At 35.8% G+C, this 20956-nt stretch carries 15 protein-coding genes and 1 tRNA gene; 7 read left to right on the top strand and 9 right to left on the bottom strand.

The features are described 5' to 3' along the window. Nucleotides 1–63: 63 nt before the first annotated feature. The 3 genes from rpsB to rplM form a co-directional block, all read right to left on the bottom strand. Nucleotides 64–1194 (bottom strand): 30S ribosomal protein S2, encoded by a 1131-nt coding sequence (rpsB, locus tag ACEN2N_RS02675; RefSeq protein ID WP_441822861.1) that lies wholly within the window; start codon nucleotides 1192–1194, stop codon nucleotides 64–66. Between the two features lie 237 nt (nucleotides 1195–1431). Next, nucleotides 1432–1818: a 30S ribosomal protein S9 gene (rpsI, locus tag ACEN2N_RS02670; protein ID WP_291793191.1), complete on the bottom strand. Its 387-nt coding sequence runs from the start codon at nucleotides 1816–1818 to the stop codon at nucleotides 1432–1434. A gap of 1 nt (nucleotide 1819) precedes the next feature. After that, nucleotides 1820–2275 (bottom strand): 50S ribosomal protein L13, encoded by a 456-nt coding sequence (rplM, locus tag ACEN2N_RS02665; protein ID WP_441822860.1) that lies wholly within the window; start codon nucleotides 2273–2275, stop codon nucleotides 1820–1822. A 245-nt stretch (nucleotides 2276–2520) separates the two neighbouring features. On the opposite strand from rplM, the gene ACEN2N_RS02660 reads away from it, so the two are divergent. Together ACEN2N_RS02660 and ACEN2N_RS02655 are read left to right on the top strand one after the other, a co-directional pair. After that, nucleotides 2521–5151 carry a DUF5916 domain-containing protein gene (locus ACEN2N_RS02660; protein WP_441822859.1) on the top strand — a complete coding sequence of 877 codons (2631 nt, stop codon included), beginning with the start codon at nucleotides 2521–2523 and terminating at the stop codon, nucleotides 5149–5151. Between the two features lie 93 nt (nucleotides 5152–5244). Continuing rightward, nucleotides 5245–5751 (top strand): hypothetical protein, encoded by a 507-nt coding sequence (locus ACEN2N_RS02655; protein WP_441822858.1) that lies wholly within the window; start codon nucleotides 5245–5247, stop codon nucleotides 5749–5751. Nucleotides 5752–5805: 54 nt separating this feature from the next. Here the strand turns inward: ACEN2N_RS02655 and ACEN2N_RS02650 are convergent, their stop codons facing one another. From ACEN2N_RS02650 to ACEN2N_RS02630, 5 genes are all read right to left on the bottom strand, one after another. Beyond that, nucleotides 5806–6117, bottom strand: a complete 312-nt coding sequence (locus tag ACEN2N_RS02650; RefSeq protein WP_441822857.1) for a T9SS type A sorting domain-containing protein — start codon at nucleotides 6115–6117, stop codon at nucleotides 5806–5808. An 89-nt stretch (nucleotides 6118–6206) separates the two neighbouring features. After that, nucleotides 6207–6854 carry a hypothetical protein gene (locus tag ACEN2N_RS02645; RefSeq protein ID WP_441822856.1) on the bottom strand — a complete coding sequence of 216 codons (648 nt, stop codon included), beginning with the start codon at nucleotides 6852–6854 and terminating at the stop codon, nucleotides 6207–6209. 23 nt (nucleotides 6855–6877) lie between these two features. After that, nucleotides 6878–10210 carry a leucine-rich repeat domain-containing protein gene (locus ACEN2N_RS02640; protein WP_441822855.1) on the bottom strand — a complete coding sequence of 1111 codons (3333 nt, stop codon included), beginning with the start codon at nucleotides 10208–10210 and terminating at the stop codon, nucleotides 6878–6880. A gap of 119 nt (nucleotides 10211–10329) precedes the next feature. Then, on the bottom strand, nucleotides 10330–13164 hold the full coding sequence (gene polA, locus ACEN2N_RS02635) for a DNA polymerase I (protein WP_441822854.1): 2835 nt from the start codon (nucleotides 13162–13164) through the stop codon (nucleotides 10330–10332). Between the two features lie 101 nt (nucleotides 13165–13265). Next, nucleotides 13266–14252, bottom strand: coding sequence for an isoaspartyl peptidase/L-asparaginase family protein (locus tag ACEN2N_RS02630; RefSeq protein WP_441822853.1), 987 nt, complete (start codon nucleotides 14250–14252; stop codon nucleotides 13266–13268). 41 nt (nucleotides 14253–14293) lie between these two features. Here ACEN2N_RS02630 and ACEN2N_RS02625 point away from each other — a divergent pair, with 41 nt between their 5' ends. From ACEN2N_RS02625 to ACEN2N_RS02615, 3 genes are all read left to right on the top strand, one after another. Beyond that, a complete protein-coding gene (locus ACEN2N_RS02625; RefSeq protein ID WP_441822852.1) occupies nucleotides 14294–15016 on the top strand; it encodes a copper homeostasis protein CutC in 723 nt (240 codons plus the stop codon). 57 nt (nucleotides 15017–15073) lie between these two features. Continuing rightward, entirely contained in the window at nucleotides 15074–16303 is a 1230-nt protein-coding gene (locus ACEN2N_RS02620; RefSeq protein ID WP_441822851.1) for a metallophosphoesterase, read from the top strand. A gap of 92 nt (nucleotides 16304–16395) precedes the next feature. Further along, a complete protein-coding gene (locus tag ACEN2N_RS02615; protein WP_423997699.1) occupies nucleotides 16396–16692 on the top strand; it encodes a thioredoxin family protein in 297 nt (98 codons plus the stop codon). An 81-nt stretch (nucleotides 16693–16773) separates the two neighbouring features. On the opposite strand, the gene ACEN2N_RS02610 is transcribed toward ACEN2N_RS02615, so the two are convergent. After that, nucleotides 16774–20097: a glycosyltransferase family 117 protein gene (locus ACEN2N_RS02610; RefSeq protein WP_441822850.1), complete on the bottom strand. Its 3324-nt coding sequence runs from the start codon at nucleotides 20095–20097 to the stop codon at nucleotides 16774–16776. A 168-nt stretch (nucleotides 20098–20265) separates the two neighbouring features. Between ACEN2N_RS02610 and ACEN2N_RS02605 the strand changes: the two genes are divergently transcribed. Together ACEN2N_RS02605 and ACEN2N_RS02600 are read left to right on the top strand one after the other, a co-directional pair. Continuing rightward, nucleotides 20266–20336, top strand: a tRNA-Gln gene (locus ACEN2N_RS02605). Nucleotides 20337–20588: 252 nt separating this feature from the next. Next, nucleotides 20589–20921, top strand: coding sequence for a hypothetical protein (locus ACEN2N_RS02600; protein ID WP_441822849.1), 333 nt, complete (start codon nucleotides 20589–20591; stop codon nucleotides 20919–20921). Nucleotides 20922–20956 lie beyond the last annotated feature (35 nt).

Here is a 20956-nt window from a genome sequence, read left to right as displayed (position 1 = left end):
TTTTACTTTTAGTATACCTGTTTTACGAGGTTGTTCTTAGATTTATTTTAAAACTGTAGTACCTTATTCTACACCACCTTTGGTGTTGTCTTGCCACTCTTTAAGCTCGTCCCATTTACCATCTGCAGCCATTTTAGCTTGCTTTGGCCATGATGTTGGATCTAAATGTGCCATTCTAGAACTTGCTTCAGTTAAGATTTCTTTAATCTTATCAGCATCTCCTTTAGAAAGGTCAGCGAAAGTAGCAATACCTGCAGCAACTAATGCTTCAGCAGCTTTTGGTCCGATACCTTCAACTTTTGTTAAATCGTCAGCTTTTGCATCTTTAGCAACAGCTTCTTTGGTAGCTTCAACATTTACCTCAACGTTTGGGACATTATCAACCATTGGTGCTGGTTTAGTATCAACTTTTGCTGGAGTTGGTTCTGGCTTTTCAGCTGTTAATTTTTTCTTTGGAGCTTTGTCTTTTTTCTCTGATTTACCTTCTGGTGCATCACCTTTTTCAGCCTTACGATCAGCAAGACCTTCAGCAACTGCATTGGTAACCTCTGTCATAATGATGTCAATAGACTTAGAAGCATCATCATTAGAAGGTATAAGGTAATCTACATCTCTAGGGTCACAGTTGGTATCGACCATTGCGAAAATAGGAATGTTTAATTTTTGAGCTTCTTTAACTGCAATGTGCTCTCTCATTGTATCAACGATGAACAATGCACCTGGTAAACGTGTCATTTCAGAAATAGAACCTAAGTTCTTTTCTAATTTTGCACGTAAACGGTCAACTTGTAATCTTTCTTTTTTAGAAAGGGTAAGGAAAGTACCGTCTTTTTTCATACGATCGATAGAAGCCATTTTCTTAACAGCTTTACGAATAGTAACGAAGTTTGTTAACATACCACCTGGCCATCTTTCTGTGATGTAAGGCATGTTTACTGCTGCAGCTTTTTCAGCAACGATATCTTTTGCTTGTTTTTTGGTAGCTACGAAAAGTATCTTTCTACCTGATGCTGCAATTTTGCTAAGAGCCTCATTGGTCTCGTCTAATTTTGCAACTGTTTTGTAAAGGTTGATTACGTGAATACCATTACGCTCCATGTAGATGTAAGGAGCCATGTTCGGATTCCACTTTCTTGTTAGGTGACCAAAATGTACACCTGCTTCTAATAATTGTTTTACTTCGACTCTCGCCATTTTAAATTTAGTTTACGTTCTTATGAATTAGCAATGATAAAGTGGTATTTGCATAAGCAAAAGCCTTCACCATTTAGATGCTAAACTAATCTTACCTTTAATTTTAAAGTGATTAAAGGATTTTTAATTGTCCCCAAAAGGACTTTCAATGAACTTGTTAATACTCTGGATTTTCCAGTTTGATAAAATATAAAAATAGGCACCCAAAAAGGGTGCCTGATAATCTTGTAACTCGAATTAACGTTTCGAGAATTGGAATTTTTTACGTGCTTTCTTCTGACCGAATTTCTTACGTTCAACCATTCTTGGATCTCTAGTTAAAAGACCTTCTGGCTTTAAGATAATTCTGTTCTCAGCATCAATCTCACACATTGCTCTAGATAAAGCAAGACGAATAGCCTCTGCTTGACCAGTAATACCACCACCGTAAACATTTACTTTTACGTTGTATGTATCTAAGCTTTCGGTTAATGTGAAAGGTTGTTTTACTTTATATTGAAGTGTTGCAGTTGGAAAGTATACACTCAAATCTTTATTGTTAATAGTGATATCACCATTACCATCAGAAAGATAAACTCTCGCTACAGCGGTCTTTCTACGACCAATTTTATGAATTACTTCCATCTTATTTAACGTCTTTTAAATTAACAACAGTAGGCTTTTGAGCTTCCTGACCGTGCTCTGTACCTGCATAAACTTTTAGGTTTCTAAAAAGCTCAGCACCTAGTCTGTTCTTAGGTAACATACCTTTGATCGCTTTTTCAAGAATACCTTCTGGATTTTTATCCAATAATTGTTTTACGGTAGTAGAACGTTGACCACCTGGGTAGCCAGTATATCTCAAGTAGGTTTTATCAGACCACTTGTTTCCAGAAAGAACAATTTTCTCTGCGTTGATAATAACAACATTATCACCACAATCTACGTGAGGGGTGAAACTTGGTTTATGCTTTCCTCTTAACAAATAGGCGACTTTAGAAGCCATGCGTCCTAATGTTTCTCCTTCGGCATCTACCAATAACCACTCTTTGTTGACAGTTGTTCTGTTGGCCGAAACGGTCTTATAACTTAATGTATCCACTACTGCTATTTTTAACTATTATTTTAATCAATCCCTAGAAAGGGGCTGCAAATCTACGATTATTAACTTGAATTGCAAATACTTGTTTCTTTATTTTTTACATTTTTTAAATAAATGTAATTTCTAACTGCGTAATGTAAATAGAGATACTGTTAAACTTATCGGTTTTATTGGTATTTCTGTAACAATACTATTTTTTTGCCGTCACTTCATTTATAAAACAATCAATCGAACAGCGAACTATTATGAATAAATACTTGATCAAAAGTATCTTATTTCTTTTGTTAACCACTACTGTAATTGCTCAAAAAGATTCGGTAAAGGTACAAAGGGAATACAATACCATGCAACTTCCGGTAGGGGAAGAAATTACTATTGACGGTATTCTGTCTGAGATTAGTTGGGAAAATGTGGCTTGGCAAGATGATTTTACTGTTTTTGAACCAAATAATGGCGAAAAAGCAAGTCAACGCACAAAATTTAAAATAACCTATGATGCGAAGTTTTTATATGTGGGTATTCGTTGTTTCGATAGTATACCCGAGAAAATAGAACAACGACTTGCGCGTAGAGATAATTTTTCTGGCGATTGGATAGAAGTTAATATTGACAGTTACAATGATAAGCGCACAGGTTTTTCTTTTAATGTTTCAGCAGCGGGCGTAAAGGGTGATGAATTTATTTCTCAGAATGGTGATTTTTGGGATGCCAGCTGGAACCCCATTTGGTACACTGCAGCTAATATTGATGAAGAAGGATGGACCGCAGAAATGAAAATTCCGTTCAGTCAATTAAAGTTTGGTGCTGCTGAAGAACAATTATGGGGACTTCAAATTCATAGACGATATTTTAGAGGCGAAGAACGCTCTATTTGGCAGCCCATTTCTTTAGAAGCGCCGGGTTGGGTTAGTGAATTTGGTAAGTTAACAGGTTTAAAGAATATTGAGCCTCAAAAACAATTAGAGATTCAGCCGTTTGTAGTAAATCAGTTCGATAAGTACCCTGCTCAAGAAGGTAACCCTTTTCGAGATGGTAAAGATTATATTTTAAATGCAGGTTTAGATGCTAAAATCGGATTGACTAATGATTTGACGTTGGATTTAACGGTGAATCCAGATTTCGGTCAAGTAGATGCTGATCCGGGAGCAATCGCTTTAGACGGATTTCAAATATTTTTCGAAGAACGAAGACCATTCTTTATTGAAAATAAAAATATATTCGACTACGAGTTTGCCGATGGTAACGACAATGTTTTTTATAGCAGAAGAATAGGTAGAAGTCCGCAAGGGTTTGCCGATGTTACGCAAGACGAGTTTGTTGATCAACCGACCAATTCTACCATTCTGGGCGCCGCAAAATTTTCTGGTAAGACAAAAAACGGATGGTCTTTGGGGCTGTTAGAAAGTGTTACCGGTAAAATGTATGCGGATATTGAAGATGTTTCTGGTAATAAAAGATCAGAACTAGTAGAGCCTTTAACCAACTATATAGTGGGTAGGGTGCAAAAAGATTTTAATGAACGGAATTCTTTCGTTGGCGGAATATTTACTGCCACCAATAGAAATTTACCCGAAAATCTTGAGTTTTTAAGAAGTGGAGCGTATACTGGTGGTTTAGATTTTAAGCATAATTGGAAGAATAGAAATTATTATGTTGAAGGTAATGTGGTCGGTAGCCACGTTACAGGTAGTGAAGAAGCAATAACGAGAACACAAACTAGCATTACCCATTTATTTCAAAGAGTAGATGCGGGCCATGTTTCTGTTGATACTAATAGAACATCATTAACTGGTACTGGGGGTAAAATAGAAATAGGCAAAGCTGGTGGTGGAAATTGGAGATATGATGGCGGGGTCATTTGGCGATCACCCGAGTTGGAACTGAACGATATCGGATTTTTAAGACAGGCAGATGAGATAAAACAAACTGCATCTTTAAGTAGACTATTTATAAAACCTACTAATTTTTATAGAAGAGCTAATATGCAATTAAGTCAGTATTCTACATATGATTTTGAGGGTAATTACAATAGAATACAATATCAGTTTGAAGGCTTTATAAATTATAAGAATAATTGGTGGACAGAAGTAGGTGCTGCCCATAAACCTCGAATATTTTCAAATACGGTACTTCGTGGCGGACCACGCTGGCGCTGGTCCGACGAAAATTTTGCGTATCTATTCTTTGGTTCTGATAGTAGAAAGAAATTAAGTTTTACCCTAGGTTATGTAAATAGTCAAGCAGCAGAAAATAACTTCTCGTTAGCGCGTTATGTTTTTAGATTGTACTATCAACCTTTTGATGCTTTTAACCTGTCTATTTCATCAGAATTTGAAGAGAATCCGAATAAGACGCAGTACGTTACCGAAACCAATTTTAATGACGATGCGAGATATATTACCGGTAATATTGATCAAAAAACGTTTAGCACATCCATCCGTTTTAATTATAGTATAAACCCGAATTTATCTATTCAGTATTATGGCGAACCATTTATTTCCAGAGGTACATATACCGATTTTAATTATGTAAATAATCCTATTGCAGAGAAACTGAATGAACGAGTAAGCTTATTTTCAGATAATCAAATTTCGCAATCTGCTAGTACTGATAATTATTTGATTGATGAAGATTTTGATGGAACTGTCGATTATCAGATTGAGAATCCAGATTTTTCATATGTTCAATTTAGATCGAACTTAGTTTTAAGATGGGAATATGTGCCTGGGTCAGAAATCTTTTTGGTTTGGTCGCAAGGTGTAGTAGGGGCAGGTAACCCTAGTGAAACATTAGGTAGAAATTTAGATCAACAAATTTTGGGTCAGAAGAAAGATAATACGTTTTTATTGAAAGCAACGTATCGGTTTATACTGTAAGTACTTGTTTTTTAAAGATCACTGTTTGATTAGAAATGAAATAATAAGTTGATTTGTTCGTTTTTATGGGTGTACAACAAAAAAACTAAAATAATGTATAAACATATTTTACTTAGTCTAGCAATGGCATTCGCCTTAGTATCTTGTAGCTCAGACAAAGAAGATTCCACATCTGAAGACGAAATTAATAGCACTGCTATTTTAGGCACTTGGGAGGCTACTGAACTTATAATCGATAATGAAACCGCTAGTGATGACGTTAAGTTTGGGAAACAAATTTTAGATTTCCTATCTAATAAAGATTGCTATATTATTACATTACAATTTAATGAGGATCTAAGTGCTACAGCTTCTAATTCTGCTAATTATGTAGAAGTTAATGCTACGGCAGATGGTTTAGATATACCTTGCCCAACAGAGACAGATACAAATGAAAGTACCTATGTCTTTGACGGAAAAACGGTAACTACGATTGATGAAAATGGCGAAGAGTTAGTTATTGGCGTAACCATTGAAGGAAATGTTATGACTGTTGATGCAGCAGATCTTGATATTCCTAATTTCTCTGAAGACGGACAATTGATTTTTGTGAAGCGATAAACAAGCTTAAATTATATTCAAAGAATTCACCCTTACATTTATTGTGAGGGTTTTTTATTGCTTATAAAATTTAGCTTTTACATTTTGATGTTCAGATTGTATGGTAATCATGTACAAGCCTTTTTCAAGATTAAAAACGGGTATGTTAAGCGAGTTTCTTTTAATATCCCACTGGTGGTAGATAATTAGGGTTCCGTAGCTATCTCTAATGCTTATAGCGGCATTCGAATCATTTTTGAGTCCTAAGACATTAATGACATTCGTTGCAGGGTTAGGAAACACTTTTACAGTACTTTCTGCATCTTGAGCGCACAAACTCGTTGCGCTACAAATGATGAAAAGTGATATAAGAAAAAGGTGTTTCATAAAATATAGCGTACCTCATTGTAGAAGTACGCTATATGCTAACGTTTTAAAAATACGTTTTCGTCTCCTTTTAAATAAACTTTAACTTTCTAAAAAGAAAAGGATGTTTCGCTGGTAGATGAATTGTTGTTACTGTCTTTTGAAATAACTTTAATTACATACTGTTGACCAGCTGTAATGTTATAGGTGGTGTTTAGCAGTGTTGTATTTTCTAATATCAATTCTAAAGTTTCGCCCGATCCAATATATACATCATAATTTTCTAAGTCGTCATCTAAATCTTCACCTAACCAAGAAGCGGTTACGGTACCGTTACCATTATCTGAAACACCGATTTCTGCAGGAAACGGTGCAAAATTCTCTGTACTCGTACCTTCCGAATAAAAGTTCCAAGAATCACTTACCAGCGTTTTCGAACCCAAAATAGCGGTTACTGCCCATGAAAACTGTGTGCCTTTAGGCAAACCTACAGCAAGGGATGTTGTGGTTACGGTTCTTGTGTCGGTAGAATTGGTTTCTTGATTGGTAATTTTTACTTCATACGATGTAGCATTTGTAGATCCCGACCATTGAAATTCTATGCTTACCCCGTCGGTACCATTGTCTTCCCCTTCAGTGCATATTAAATTGTTCTCAGGAAATACAAGATTGAAAGCGCCCAGTTCTTTTTCTGTTTCCTCTGGTGGATTGTTGTTATTGTCATCCTTACCGCCGCATGACGCAACTAGTAATCCCATTAAAATTAATTTTATAGCTAATCTCATTTTTTTACAAATTTTAAATTGATTTCTTTATCTCCATCTACAATAGTTAACATGTAGACGCCAGGAGAAAGGTTAGAAATATCCATTTCTAATGTGCCGTAGTTTATTTGATAGTTTTCTTGTAATGATGTAACTCCGCTTAAGTTTGATACAATTATTTGAGCATCGGTTATCATGTCCAAACCTTCAACTCGTAACATGTCTACTATTGGATTCGGAGATAAAATAGCTTTACTGAGTACAATACTATCATTAAAAACACCTTGGCAAATTTTATCGGTTTCTATAGAAATAACATTAGCTCCTTTATCAAGCGGAAATGATAATTGCTTATTGTCAATATTATCAACTTCAAAGGAATATACCTTATCATTCACTAAAACCTCGTAATTTTTACTTCCAGAAACCACAACACTTGCTTTTTTGGCAGTGTAGTCTATTACGGTTTTACCAGAAATAAATTCTTCGGGAGTTTCTATGTTTAGACTAAATTCAACATTTGGGGCGCCAACTAATCGACCAATCTCTGAATTAGCAACAATGGTATATGTCCCTGGTTCAAGATTTGTAATCTCTAGTGTGCTTCCGTTTGGTTGCGTGTAATTAGCAGAAAAATTATTAGGACCCGTAATCGCTAATATATGTGTTTGATTAACTTTAAATTGAACATTAAGTATACCGTTAGCTGTGTCAGGGCAAGAAGTACTTGTAGCTTTTGCAATAATATCATCTGGTTTTGGTACTAAAATGTCTTGATAGCTACAACCAGTAGCACCAGTTACTGCACCGATAGGTGTATTCTTGCAAACATCAATATCATTAGGCACTCCGTCGTTATCATCATCATTGCTTATTAATTGACTCTGAGAGCATCCATGAGTATTTACAGCTTCGCCAGTTGGTGTGTCAGGACAAATATCATTTGTATTATTAACACCGTCATTATCATCGTCTAATTGGCTTTGTGTACAGCCGTTTTGGTTCACTGATGTACCAGGAGAAGTATTTGGACAAAAATCTTCAGAATTTTTAATGCCGTCATTGTCATCATCACTTTCACCATCAACCCCATTAATCGTTATCGTTATCGAATTTCGATACAATGTCAAACTTGGCACATTTAGGTTTGTTATTACACAATCATAAACCCCAATATCATTTACCGTAGAAGAAGGTATAGATAAGGTAGAATTTGTTTCACCAATTAAATTAGTGCCATCCTTACGCCATTGAAATTGATTGTTAGAATTTGATAGGCCGCTAACAGCTAAGTTTGTTTCATCACCTAGTTCTAATTCTATTTCATCCACATTATTTAAATTACGCTGCGGATGTATATTAAATGAGGTATTTGTAGAATTAATAACTGAATTTTCTAAATCACTGAAGGTTAGATTGTTATTTTTAAGCACCACATTTTTCGATAGGCTTGAACTGAAAACGGGTATGCTTCCAGATAAGCTGCAATTCTCACATCTAAAGCCTGTGAGTTTTGCTAAATTTCCAATCTCTACGGGTATACCTCCAGTTATAGTATTATTACTAAAATCAGCAGTACTCAAATTACTCATATTACCTATTTCACTAGGTATGGTGCCTGTTAATTCATTGGTGTTTAGTATTAAAATTTCTAGTTGGGTAAGGTTTCCTATTTCGGGCGGAATGGAGCCAGAAAAATTGTTGCTGCCAAACCATAAAGTTTTTATTGAACTTAGGTTGCCAATACTTGCAGGTATGCTTCCGCTTATTTGATTGTTAGTTAGATAGAAGTTTTCTAAAGATGTCAGATTACCTATCTCAGAGGGTAAACTACCAGAAAGATTGTTTTCTCGCAACCCAATCTCTTTTAGAAGTGTTAAATTTCCAATGCTTGACGGGATACTTCCAGAAAAATTATTGTTATCCAACCTTAATTTTTCAAGTTTCGTTAAGTTGCCAATTTCTTGTGGTAATGGTCCAGAAAAATTGGAACGGAACAAGGCAAGGTCTTCTAATTGAGTTAGACTTCCAATTTCTGACGGTATACTACCTGACATTTGCGTATCACCTAACCTAAGAAAAACTAATTTAGTAAGGTTGCCAATTTCTGGTGGAATTGTACCTGTAATGTTTGTAGAGAATATATTTAATTCTAAAAGTTCGGTAAGATTATAAATTTGAGATGGTATTTCGCCGCTTAAATCATTATTCCCGAGTACTAAATTTTTAAGATTAGTTAAGTTACCTAGTTCTTGTGGAATAGTGCCTGCTAGTTGATTGCCGTAAAGACTTAAATAGGTCAATGAGGTTAAATTCCCTAAGAATACTGGTATGGGACCAGATAATTGATTTAAGGTAAAATCCATTTGTTGAATTGAGCTTAAATTACCAAGGTCTATTGGTAGTGCACCAGTAAGATTGTTAGAATTTAGAAGTAAAATTTCTAAATTTGATATATTGCCTAATTCACTAGGAACATTTCCCGTTAATTGATTTGTGCGGAGATTTAGTCTTTCTAATTTTAACAAATTTCCGAATTGTTCGGGAATTTCCCCTATAAGGTTATTTCGCCCAAGGTCTATCCATTCTAGTTCTGTAAGATTGCCAATTTCATTTGGAATTTCTCCTGTTAAATTACGACTATCTAAAATTAGAGTTCTTACCCTACCTTCTGTATTTAATGTTATTCCTGCCCAAGTGCTGATATCTGCATTTAAGTCCCAAGAAATGGTCCAATTGTCGCCGTCCGTAGCATTGTATAGTGCAATTAAAGCATCGCGGTCAAGATTGGTAGTTGTGTCGTCACCCAAAACTTTTAAATTGTCTACTATTATTGAGCTTGCAGGACTTGTGTTGGCTCTAAACATTAACTCAAACGCATAATCTTCTTCAGTATCCGTATCAAAATCAAAAGTATAGGTATGCCAAGCTCCGTCACTTTCTAAAGGAATAAATTCATGGATATATTGAATGGTATAACTTCCTTCGTCTTTAACTATATCTAGATAGGCACTTAGATTATTACCGGCTTCTGTACTAACCTTGTAATCGAAAGAGAAGGTGTGATTAGAATTAGAAGCTAAATTAATAGCACTGGCATTCCAAGTACTTAGTGTGGTTTGGTTTGCTAATGTATTATTTAAACCTAATTCTAGTGCAAAATTGCCATCTGTAGCATCGCTACTTTTATTTATGCTATTTGCATTAGTAATAACCCAATTATCCAATGATTCTGGACTGCCAGACCAATTTTCAAAACTAGAGTTCGTTAAATAGTTTGTTTGTGAAAACCCATTAAAGAAAAATAATATGGATGCTACTAAAAGTAGCTTCGAGTAGTTTTTAAGCATAAGTCTGATTTAGCGTTTTAATAAACGCTAAAATAATAGACATAAGTATATAAAAGCAATATTATTCGATATAATACTGCTTACATAATTATTAATGTGAAGATGCAATTGTTTGTTAATTAGTGAGCCACCAACCAGTTATCGCCAACACCTACTTCAACATCTAAAGGAACTGCAATTTTATACGCATTTTCCATTTCAGATTTAATGAGAGTTTGCAATTCTTCCAATTCTGGCTTGTAGATATCGAATACCAATTCATCATGTACTTGCAATAACATTTTAGATTTGTAATTGCCTTTTTCTAGTTTGTTGTGAATATTGATCATGGCGATTTTTATGATATCTGCCGCACTACCTTGTATGGGTGCATTTACGGCATTTCGTTCCGCAGCTCCACGTACTATAGCATTACTACCATTAATATCTTTTAAATACCTCCTTCTTCCTAGTACGGTTTGTACATAGCCATTGTCACGTGCAAAATCTACTTGCTCGCTCATATAGTTTCTTAATTTCGGATATGTTTTATAATAGGTGTCTATTAATTCTTTTGCTTCGCTTCTAGATAAATCCGTTTGGTTGCTTAAACCAAAAGCAGAAACACCATAGATAATACCAAAGTTTACCGTTTTTGCATTACTACGTTGCTCACGTGTTACTTCTTCTAATGGGACATTGAAAACTTTTGATGCTGTAGAGGCATGAATATCTTCACCATTTTTGAAAGCTTCTATCATGGTAGTTTCTTCACTTAACGCTGCAATAATACGCAGCTCTATTTGTGAATAATCTGCCGCTAACAAAGTGTAATTCTCATCACGTGGAATAAACGCTTTTCTAACTTGTCGCCCACGTTCCGTTCTAATAGGAATGTTTTGTAGATTAGGATTGTTACTGCTTAAACGACCTGTTGCGGCAACAGTTTGCATATAATCTGTATGTACTCTGCCAGTAGTTGGTTCTACCTGTTCTGGCAATGCATCTACATACGTGCTCTTTAATTTTGCAAGACCTCTATAATCCAATACATTCTGAATGATTTCATGGTCTTTGGCCAAATACGATAATACATCTTCTGCAGTGGAGTACTGACCTGTTTTGGTCTTTTTAGGCTTAGCTACTAATTTTAGTTTATCAAAAAGTATCTCTCCTAATTGTTTTGGTGATCCAATATTGAATTCTTCACCAGCAACTTCGTAGATTTTCTTTTCTAGATTAGCGATATCATTGTTTAAATCTTCTGAAAGTGAATTCAAGAATTCTTTATCCAAATTAATACCTTCTAGCTCCATATCTGCCAATACACGTAGTAATGGAATTTCAATATCTTGAAATAACTTTTCTGTATTTGCCTGTTTTAATTCTGGCCTAAAATGTTGTGCTAATTGATAGGTGATATCGGCGTCTTCTACCGCATATTCCGTTTGTTTTTCTAGCGGAACATCGCGCATGCTCAATTGATTCTTGCCTTTTTTACCTATAAGTTCAGTGATGGAAACGGGAGTATAATTTAAATATGTCTCTGCCAATACATCCATATTATGACGCATATCTGGATTAATTAGATAATGTGCTAACATGGTATCGAACAAAGGTCCTTTTACATCAATGTTATACTTGTCTAAAACCTTAATATCATACTTGAGGTTCTGACCTATTTTTTCAATTTGCTCTGCTTCAAAGAATGGGCGTAGCTCTTCTAAAAGTACTTGTACTTCTTCTTTCTTGTCTGTGAAAGGTATGTAATATCCTTTTGTTGCTTCCCAGGAAAAAGCAATTCCAACCAATTCTGCTGTCAATGGATCTAAACCTGTAGTTTCGGTGTCAAAACAAACAGAAGTTTGCTGCATTAAGCTTTTTAGAAATAATTTCATTGCCATACCTGGCGCTACACTTTGGTAAGAGTGTGCTACATCGGCAATGGTCTGCCGGCTCGAGTAGTCTTTTACCGTAGCTCCAGAATCTGCGGGACTCCCAAATAAAGAGAACTGACCAGATCCTGCATCTTGAATTTCTTTTTTTACCACAGGTGCACTTGGGGTTTGTACTGGGGTTTCTTCAACTTCTGAAGAGAATAATTTTATAAACTGATCTTTTAATCTTCTAAACTCAAGCTCTTCGAAAATTTTCTGAACTTCTTCGGCATTAGGTTCAGACATTTCATAATCGCTGGCGTTAAATGTAACATCGACATCTAAACAAATTGTCGCCAGTTTTTTAGATAGAAGTCCCAACTCTTTATTGGCTTCTACCTTTTCTCGCATTTTACCTTTAAGCTTATCGGTATTTGCAAAGAGATTTTCCATGGAATCAAAATCTTCAATAAATTTCTTTGCTGTTTTGTCACCAACGCCTGGTAATCCAGGGATGTTATCACTAGCATCGCCCATCATGCCTAGATAGTCAATAACCTGCTCAGGCCTTACCACTCCAAAACGTTTTTGAATTTCAGGAATACCCCAAATTTCAATTCCGTTACCCATTCTTGCTGGGCGGTACATAAAAATGTTTTCAGAAACTAATTGTCCAAAATCCTTATCTGGCGTAACCATAAAAACTTTGTACTCTTCTTTCTCGGCTTGTTTCGCCAAAGTACCGATAATGTCATCTGCTTCCCATCCTTCTTTGACGACTACAGGTATATGCATCGCCTTTAATATATCTTGTATATAAGGAATCGCTATACGAATGGCATCGGGAGTTTCGGATCTGTTGGCTTTATATTCTGGGAATAGATCTGTACGTTCTGCACTACCTCCTTTATCAAAACAAACGGCTAAATGGTCGGGTTTTTCACGACGAATAACATCGAATAAAGAATTCATGAACCCCATTATAGCAGAAGTATCCATGCCTTGGGAATTTATTCTTGGGTTTTTTATAAGTGCATAGTAACCACGAAAAATTAGTGCGTATGCATCTAGCAAAAAGAGTCTTTTTTGATCTGCCATTTTTGAATATTGATTGTAAAAGGTTAAAAGTACAAATTGATACGGAAACATTAAGGGAGATTGCCCTATTGCTTCCGCATTAAATATGTTATTGAGATGTACTAACTTTTTAAATAACTATCAGAAGGGTTGTTGATGTGACCTTCTTTAGTGTAGGTTCTATAACTGAATCCTGGGTGAATACAGTAGCCGCCAGTTTCTCCTTTTTTATTGATTGCGATAAACCCGATTTGAAAATCTTGCTTATCCTTATTTTTAGCGATGATGCGTTTTACACCTTCTTCACATGCTTCTTGTGGCGATTTGCCTTGTCGCATTAATTCAACAATTAAGAAACTACCAACGGTTCTAACCACTTCTTCGCCAACACCAGTAGCGGTAGCTCCACCAACTTCATTGTCCACGAAAAGTCCGGCACCAATAATAGGGGAGTCACCAACTCTACCTGCCATTTTATATGCCATTCCGCTAGTGGTACATGCGCCTGCAATATCACCATCGGCATCAATTGCTAACATTCCAATTGTATCGTGATTTTCTATATTGATAATAGGCTTATACTGCGATGTTTTTTTCCACTCTGCCCAAGCTTGTTTCGACTCTTCAGTTAAAAGATCTGTCTTCTCAAAACCTTGTTCATAAGCAAATTGTTCAGCTCCTTTGCCGGCAAGCATTACATGCGGAGTCTCTTCCATCACTTTTCTAGCAACAGAAATTGGGTTGGCTATATTTTGCATGGCAAGAACAGCGCCACAATTGCCGTCTTTGTCCATAATACAGGCATCTAAGGTAACATTGCCATCTCTATCTGGTCTGCCGCCATTACCTACTGTACTGTTGTTTAAATCGTTTTCTTCGACCATAACACCTTGGTGAACGGCATCAAGAGCATTGCCGCCTTTTTCTAAAACTTCCCATGCTTTAGCAGTTGCATTTCCAAAATCCCATGTGCAAATGGCTATCGGTATAATACCAGCTTTGCTGCTTACTTTTTCTGTAGTTTCATCTTTGAATGAAGCTAATAATGGTGCCGATACTATTACTGCCGCCGCAGTAGTAGAATTTCTTAGAAACTTTCTTCTTTTCATGGGTTTGGTTCTTTACTTTTAATGACCATAAATATAGCAATATGATAGTAGAAGTTTGTGCTAATTCTTTAGAATCTGCCTTGGTTGCCGAACGTGCTGGTGCAGACCGTATTGAGTTATGCTCAGAACTGGCAGTTGGCGGGTTAACCCCTTCATACGGGTTGTTGAAAGCTGTGAAAGAACAAGTTACTATTCCGGTTCATGTGTTGATTAGACCACGTAGTGGAGACTTTACTTATACTATTGATGAATTGAATATCATGCTTGCTGATATTGATTTATGTGTTGAATTGGGTTTTGAGGGAATTGTATCGGGAGCTCTTTTAAATGATTTTTCTTTGGATGTTGTACAAACCCAAAAGCTAAAGATTGCGGCTTGCAATTTAAAATTCACCTTTCATAGGGCGTTCGATTGGATTTTGAATCCGTCGGAAGCTTTAGAGCAACTTGAAGCAATGCAAGTAGATTATATATTATCATCTGGTCAACAGAAATCTGCTCCGCTAGGTATTGATGTCTTATCCGAATTAAAAAGTAAGACTAAGACTGTTCAAATTATGCCTGGTTCAGGTGTTAATGCCAGCAATGTTGCCAGTTTTAAAGAAATGGGTTTTAGTGCGGTTCATTTATCTGGTACAACTATGATGCAAACATTGGCTAAGAAACCGTTAATTTCTATGAATTCAGAAAGCTTTTTAAGTGATGATCATATTGCCGTTACGCAATTAAAAAATATTAAAGAAGTTATTGCCGAGGTTAAATAAAATGCAAATGAGCACGTATACCGCTGTTATACAGATATCTTTGTTAAAAATTATTTCATGATACGTTGGGTTCTTTTTGTTATAGCTTATGTGGCTTTAAGTTTTTATGTGCTTCAAGCCTTAAAAACAATTACTAAACAACTGTGGTGGTCTTGGATCTATATTGCAATCTCTCTGGTTGTCATGCTCAATTTTATATATCAATTCTCCATTGGTGAAGAAACAGGTCGTGTACTAAGTATACCTAAAAGTTATGCTTTCGGGTTTTTATTGACTATGTTAACTTTCAATATCATCACCATTATTTTCTTGTTTTCTGAAGATATGTATCGCCTTATTTCTGGTCTTTATCAAAAGTTATTTGGAGAAGAAAAACAATTTGGATTACCTGCTAGAAGACGTTTTTTAAGTTTAATAGCTTTAGGTATTGCTGCCGTTCCTTTTGGGGCACTATTATACGGTATGTACAAAGGGAAATACAATTTCAAAGTCTTGAAATACGAGTTAGAGTTCGATGATCTACCCGATAGTTTTGATGGGTATAAAATCACCCAAATTTCAGATATACACAGCGGTAGTTTTGATGATAGAAAGATGATCGAGTATGGTGTTGACTTAATAAATAAGCAAAAAAGTGATGTGCTTTTGTTTACTGGTGATATGGTCAATAATATGACCTCTGAAATGTTACCTTGGGCAGACTTATTCAGTACCCTTGAGGCTAAAGATGGCAAGTTTTCAGTATTAGGAAATCATGATTACGGTGACTACATCCCTTGGGACACAGAAGAACTAAAACATCAAAATTTAGAAGACCTAAAAACGTTGCAAAAAGAAATGGGTTTTGATCTGTTGCTTAATGAGCATAGGTACTTGCAAAAAGGAGATGATAAAATTGCTTTGGTAGGAGTGGAGAATTGGGGTAAAGGCGGATTTAAAAAAGCCGGTGATCTTAAAAGAGCGGCTTCAAAGATTAATGCAGATGATTTTAAAATATTAATGAGTCATGATCCATCGCATTGGGAAATGGAAGTGATTCAAGACGCCTATCATTATCATTTGACCTTAAGCGGTCATACACACGGTATGCAGTTTGGTATTGAAATACCTGGGTGGATTAAGTGGAGCCCTGTAAAATGGAGATATCCCTATTGGGCAGGTATCTATAAAGAAATGGGTCAATTCATTAATGTAAACAGAGGTTTCGGATTTTTAGGATACCCGGGAAGAGTAGGAATTTGGCCTGAAATCACCGTAATAACACTCAAGAAAAAGGCGTTAACATGATTTTAACCCTTTTAAAGAATTACAATTGGATTGCTAGGAGTAGTATTTTAACAATTTTTATTACATTTGGCTAACATAGAAAAGCATTTTATATGTCCAAATTTGGTGAGCTAATAGATTTAAAGGTACCCGTTCTTCTGGATTTTTATGCAGAGTGGAACGAACAGTCGACCGCAATGCATCCAGTACTAAGAGATGTGGCTGCAGCTTTAGGTGATAGAGGTAAGGTAATTAAGATTGATGTGGACAAGAATAAAGAGCTTTCTCAAGCTTTGCGAGTTAAAGGTCTACCTACACTTATGATTTACAAAAAGGGTGAAATGGTTTGGCGCCAAAGTGGCGAGCAAGATGCCAATACACTTATCGGTATTCTTAAAGAATACATCTAAACTTCAGTTATTTTTAAAATAAAAAAAGCTTTGAGTGCAAACTCAAAGCTTTTTCTTGTGCCTTATTTTAAATAACGACTATTATTCTATGATGTCTGTTTTGGTGTTGTCTGGTAAAATAGAATCAGATACCGGTATAGTGTCCATCATATCTGGGTCAGCCTGAAATGCATCTTCTGGCATACCCATATCATCTTCGTCTTTATAGAAGTGTTGAAATTTATCGATGTACTCGTTAAATATTAGCGTTTCTTTCTCTGCAATATCTTCGCTATCATTAGTGATAATGATGTCTATATTACGTCTGTAAGCCTCCATGTCTGCAATAATATCATCAATATTGCTGTATTGTTCATCTAAACTTGTAGAAGCATAATATTCTAATCGCTCTTGATACTTCACCTTAAGTTTCTCGAATAGTGCACGTGCTTTCTCGCCTTCACCTACTTTATAGTACCCATCTATAAAAGGTTCTATTAAAGTGTAATACCCAAATTTATCAACTGGCATATTGGTTAATGATATTTCAATAATATCTTTCGCCTTGTCGATTTTGTTTTCCTTGATTAATTGTTCTGTTAAACGAGCCAAGTTGCCTCTGAAAGACACACTCTGTATACGTGTTTGTGTATCGTGGTAAATATCGCCGCCAGCGTTACCCCAATCCCATCCTTTTACGATGTCGTACATTAGATCGGTATCGATACGGCCTAGTTCAAAGGCGTTTGGTCTTTCTGTACGAATAGGTACTAGTTTGTAGGCTAAACCATCTAATTGAAGGTAATCTTTCATCCATAGGTATTCAGCATCGTCAAAACTACCGCCTGAGAAGTATAATGGGCGTTTCCAATCATTGTTCGCTAGAATGTCAAGCATCATCATGCTCTTTTTCGTAATTGCACCTGGTAGCTCAATATCTATGTACTCTACTATAAGATCGGCATCTTTTTCTTTCACCAAACCGCTGCTTAAAACATTTTGCTTGTTTACAGGCACCCTAATTTTATTGGTAGGGTAGTAGACCATATTTTGAATCTCTTCTGGGTACTGACTTAAATCGGCACCATTCTGTTCAAGTAGATATTTGTATTTTGTTCTAGGTTTGTCACTATCGATCCAATTGATAAAATCTTTAATTGGCCACCTGTTTTCAGTAATACCTTGGTGATACAGTACATCTCTTGAGCCCCATCTATATTTTACATGCGAAATCTGTGAAGGTATCGGCGCACTTTCATATGCGGCAACCTTCATTTGATCTACATACCAATCTGTTTCAAAAAGACTGGTACATACTATACGTACATCTGTTCTGTAGTTTTCAATTTCTTGTGCATACCAAATAGGGAAAGTATCATTATCGCCAATAGTAAATAAGATAGCGCCTGCATCTTCTTGGCAAGAGTCTAAATATGCTTTTGCAGATGAATTTGCAGTGAATCTGCCAGATCTATCATGGTCGTCCCAGTTTTGAACCGCCATTACCGTTGGTACAGCTAATAGGGTAATTACAACCACTGCCGGAGCCAATATTTTAGGAGTAATCCAATCTTTAAAGCTATCGTAAAGTCCGTACACTCCTAAGCCTATCCAAAGAGCAAATATGTAGAACGATCCAACTAATGAATAATCACGCTCGCGAGGTTGAAAAATTCCCGGATTGGTATAAAATTGAATAGCTAAACCTGTAAAAAGAAAGAAAATCAATAATACCCAAAACTGTTTTTTGTCTTTTGAAAGTTGAAAAACGATGCCGATGATACCTAAAATAAGAGGTAAGAAGAAATAGGTATTTCTTCCTGGATTATTTTGTATGTCGCTTGGTAGGTTTTCTTGACTGCCTAATCGCATACTGTCAATTGCATTTATGCCGCTCAACCAGTTACCATTTTCATTATATCGACCTTGAACGTCATTTTGCTTGCCAACGAAATTCCACATAAAGTAGCGTAAGTACATATAGTTGAATTGAAATTCTACCATATATTTAACGTTGTCCCAAAGAGTAGGTGGCTGTACTTCTATATACTCATCGAAACGCTTTAAAAAGCTTATGTATTGATCTGCTCCAATTTCACCGTTGGCGAAACCTATTTTAACCTGCTCTGCAGCTTGTCTTAATTCTTGATTTGGTTTTGTAATCTTAAAGTCTAATGCACCAAAATAGCGCATGTAGTTCTCTGCGTTTTGTGAACTCCACATTCTAGGTAATAGACCTTGGTGTTTTGGATTAGGACCTTGAACGGCATCAACATATTTGTTTACAATAATATATTTACCAAGAGTATAATCTTTCTCATACTTTGGCTTACCGTCTTGTTTTTCGCCTGCCTCGGCAAACATATCTGAATAATACGTACCATATACCGGGCTATCAACACCAGGGTATTGCTCTCTATTATAGTATGCTAAAAGTGCACGTGCATCTTCTGGATTGTTCTCGTTGATAACCACTTTGGCATTTGCCCTAATTGGCAGCATTAACCAAGAAGAAAAGCCTAAGAACAAAAACATCAAACACAAAACAATTGTATTACCGGTTCTATAATTGTTTTTGCGAGTATAGTTTAAACCGAAGTAAAAAGTAGCTATGAACAGCAGACCAATTATAATGGAGCCAGAGTTAAATGGTAGACCTATACTATTAATAAAAAATACTTCACCCCAACCGAAAAGTTGAAGAATATAGGTAAGTGAAAATTTATAGACCAGCATTAAAATTGCAATAACAATAATATTCGCTAGTAAAAAGTTCTTTACAGTTGTCTTCTTGTAGGTTTTAAAGTAGTATAATAATCCGATTGATGGTATGGCTAAAAAGCCCATAAATTGAATGCCAAAGGTTAGACCAACTACGAAAGAGATCAATACGATCCATCTATTGCCGCGCGGGTCATCTAGATTATCGGTCCATTTTAAGCCCATCCAAAGTAATAAAGCCATTATAAAACTCGCCATGGCATACACTTCTGTTTCTACGGCATTGAACCAAAAACTATCAGAATAGGTAAATGCAAGCGAGCCGACTAAAGCACTACCGAAAACTGCAATTGCCTTACTATTTGTAAACGGACCATCTTTATCGATTAATTTTCTGGTGATGTTCGTAATCGTCCAGAACATAAATAAAATGGTAAATGCACTTGAAACTCCAGATACAAGGTTGACCATCATGGCTACCTGACTAGGTTCTAAAGCGAACATGGCAAAGAATGCACCTATCATTTGCAGTAGCGGTGCTCCTGGTGGGTGACCCACTTGAAGCTTGGCAGCTGTTGCTATATACTCCCCCGCATCCCAAAAACTATTGGTGGGTTCAACGGTAATGTAGTATGTAATAAGTGCTATGAAAAATACGGACCATCCTAATATGGTGTCCCACTTGTGGTAGTTCTTTGAAAACATGAAGCTTGGGTTAAACCTAAGTGGCGAATTTACTAATTAATATAGAAAGGAATGAACTATTTTTATAAACCTTTAACATTGGTAAAGAAGATTTTTTTCATTTTTACTTTAAAAAATGTTTGGTGAAACAAAACTTTGTTTTAAATTTGCAGCCTCTTAAAAAGGTATTGGCCCATGGTGTAATGGTAACACTTCGGTTTTTGGTACCGTCATTCAAGGTTCGAGTCCTTGTGGGCCAACTAAGAGAACAAAAAAAATCCTGATATCATTTGATATCGGGATTTTTGTTTTTATGACCTATGTCATTTTGAAAGTCTTTTAAATATTAGTTCTTTACCATTCATACGTACGTAAAGACTTATTGTGAAGAATTGGTTTATTGTGTGTAAGTATTTTTGTACATTTAAACCGATAACGCTACAAATTCATCGGAAAAGAAACCATTTCGATTACGTTATTATTTACTTTAGTACCCTAAATAACTTAACCCTATGAAACTCTCTCCAAAAGTTTTAAAGATTTTATTAATCGTTGTTTTACTAGGCTTTGGCATAGGATTCTATTTGCAGGATCTAAAACACGAAGAAAGTACTGCCCATGCCTATAAGGCAAATCGCTATAATTTAGATCGCTTTAATAAAATCATGGAGTATAATAACAAAATGAATTCTTCTAATTGGAGGGTGTTAAAAGATAGTATCGACCAACAATTGGATACTTTAATGATTCTTCGTTTTCGTAAAGAAGTGGATAGCTTAGGTGATTTAGAGCCACAAGCGTATAGTGATCAAGTTGAGATGCAGGCTTCTTTTTTACCTCAATAAATTTTTCAATTATATAGTCTATGTTATTGGGCTAT

It is taken from the genome of Maribacter spongiicola (genome assembly GCF_052119685.1).
In the GTDB taxonomy this organism is placed as follows: Bacteria; Bacteroidota; Bacteroidia; order Flavobacteriales; family Flavobacteriaceae; genus Maribacter; species Maribacter spongiicola_A.
This window is presented reverse-complemented; position numbering and strand designations above follow the sequence as displayed.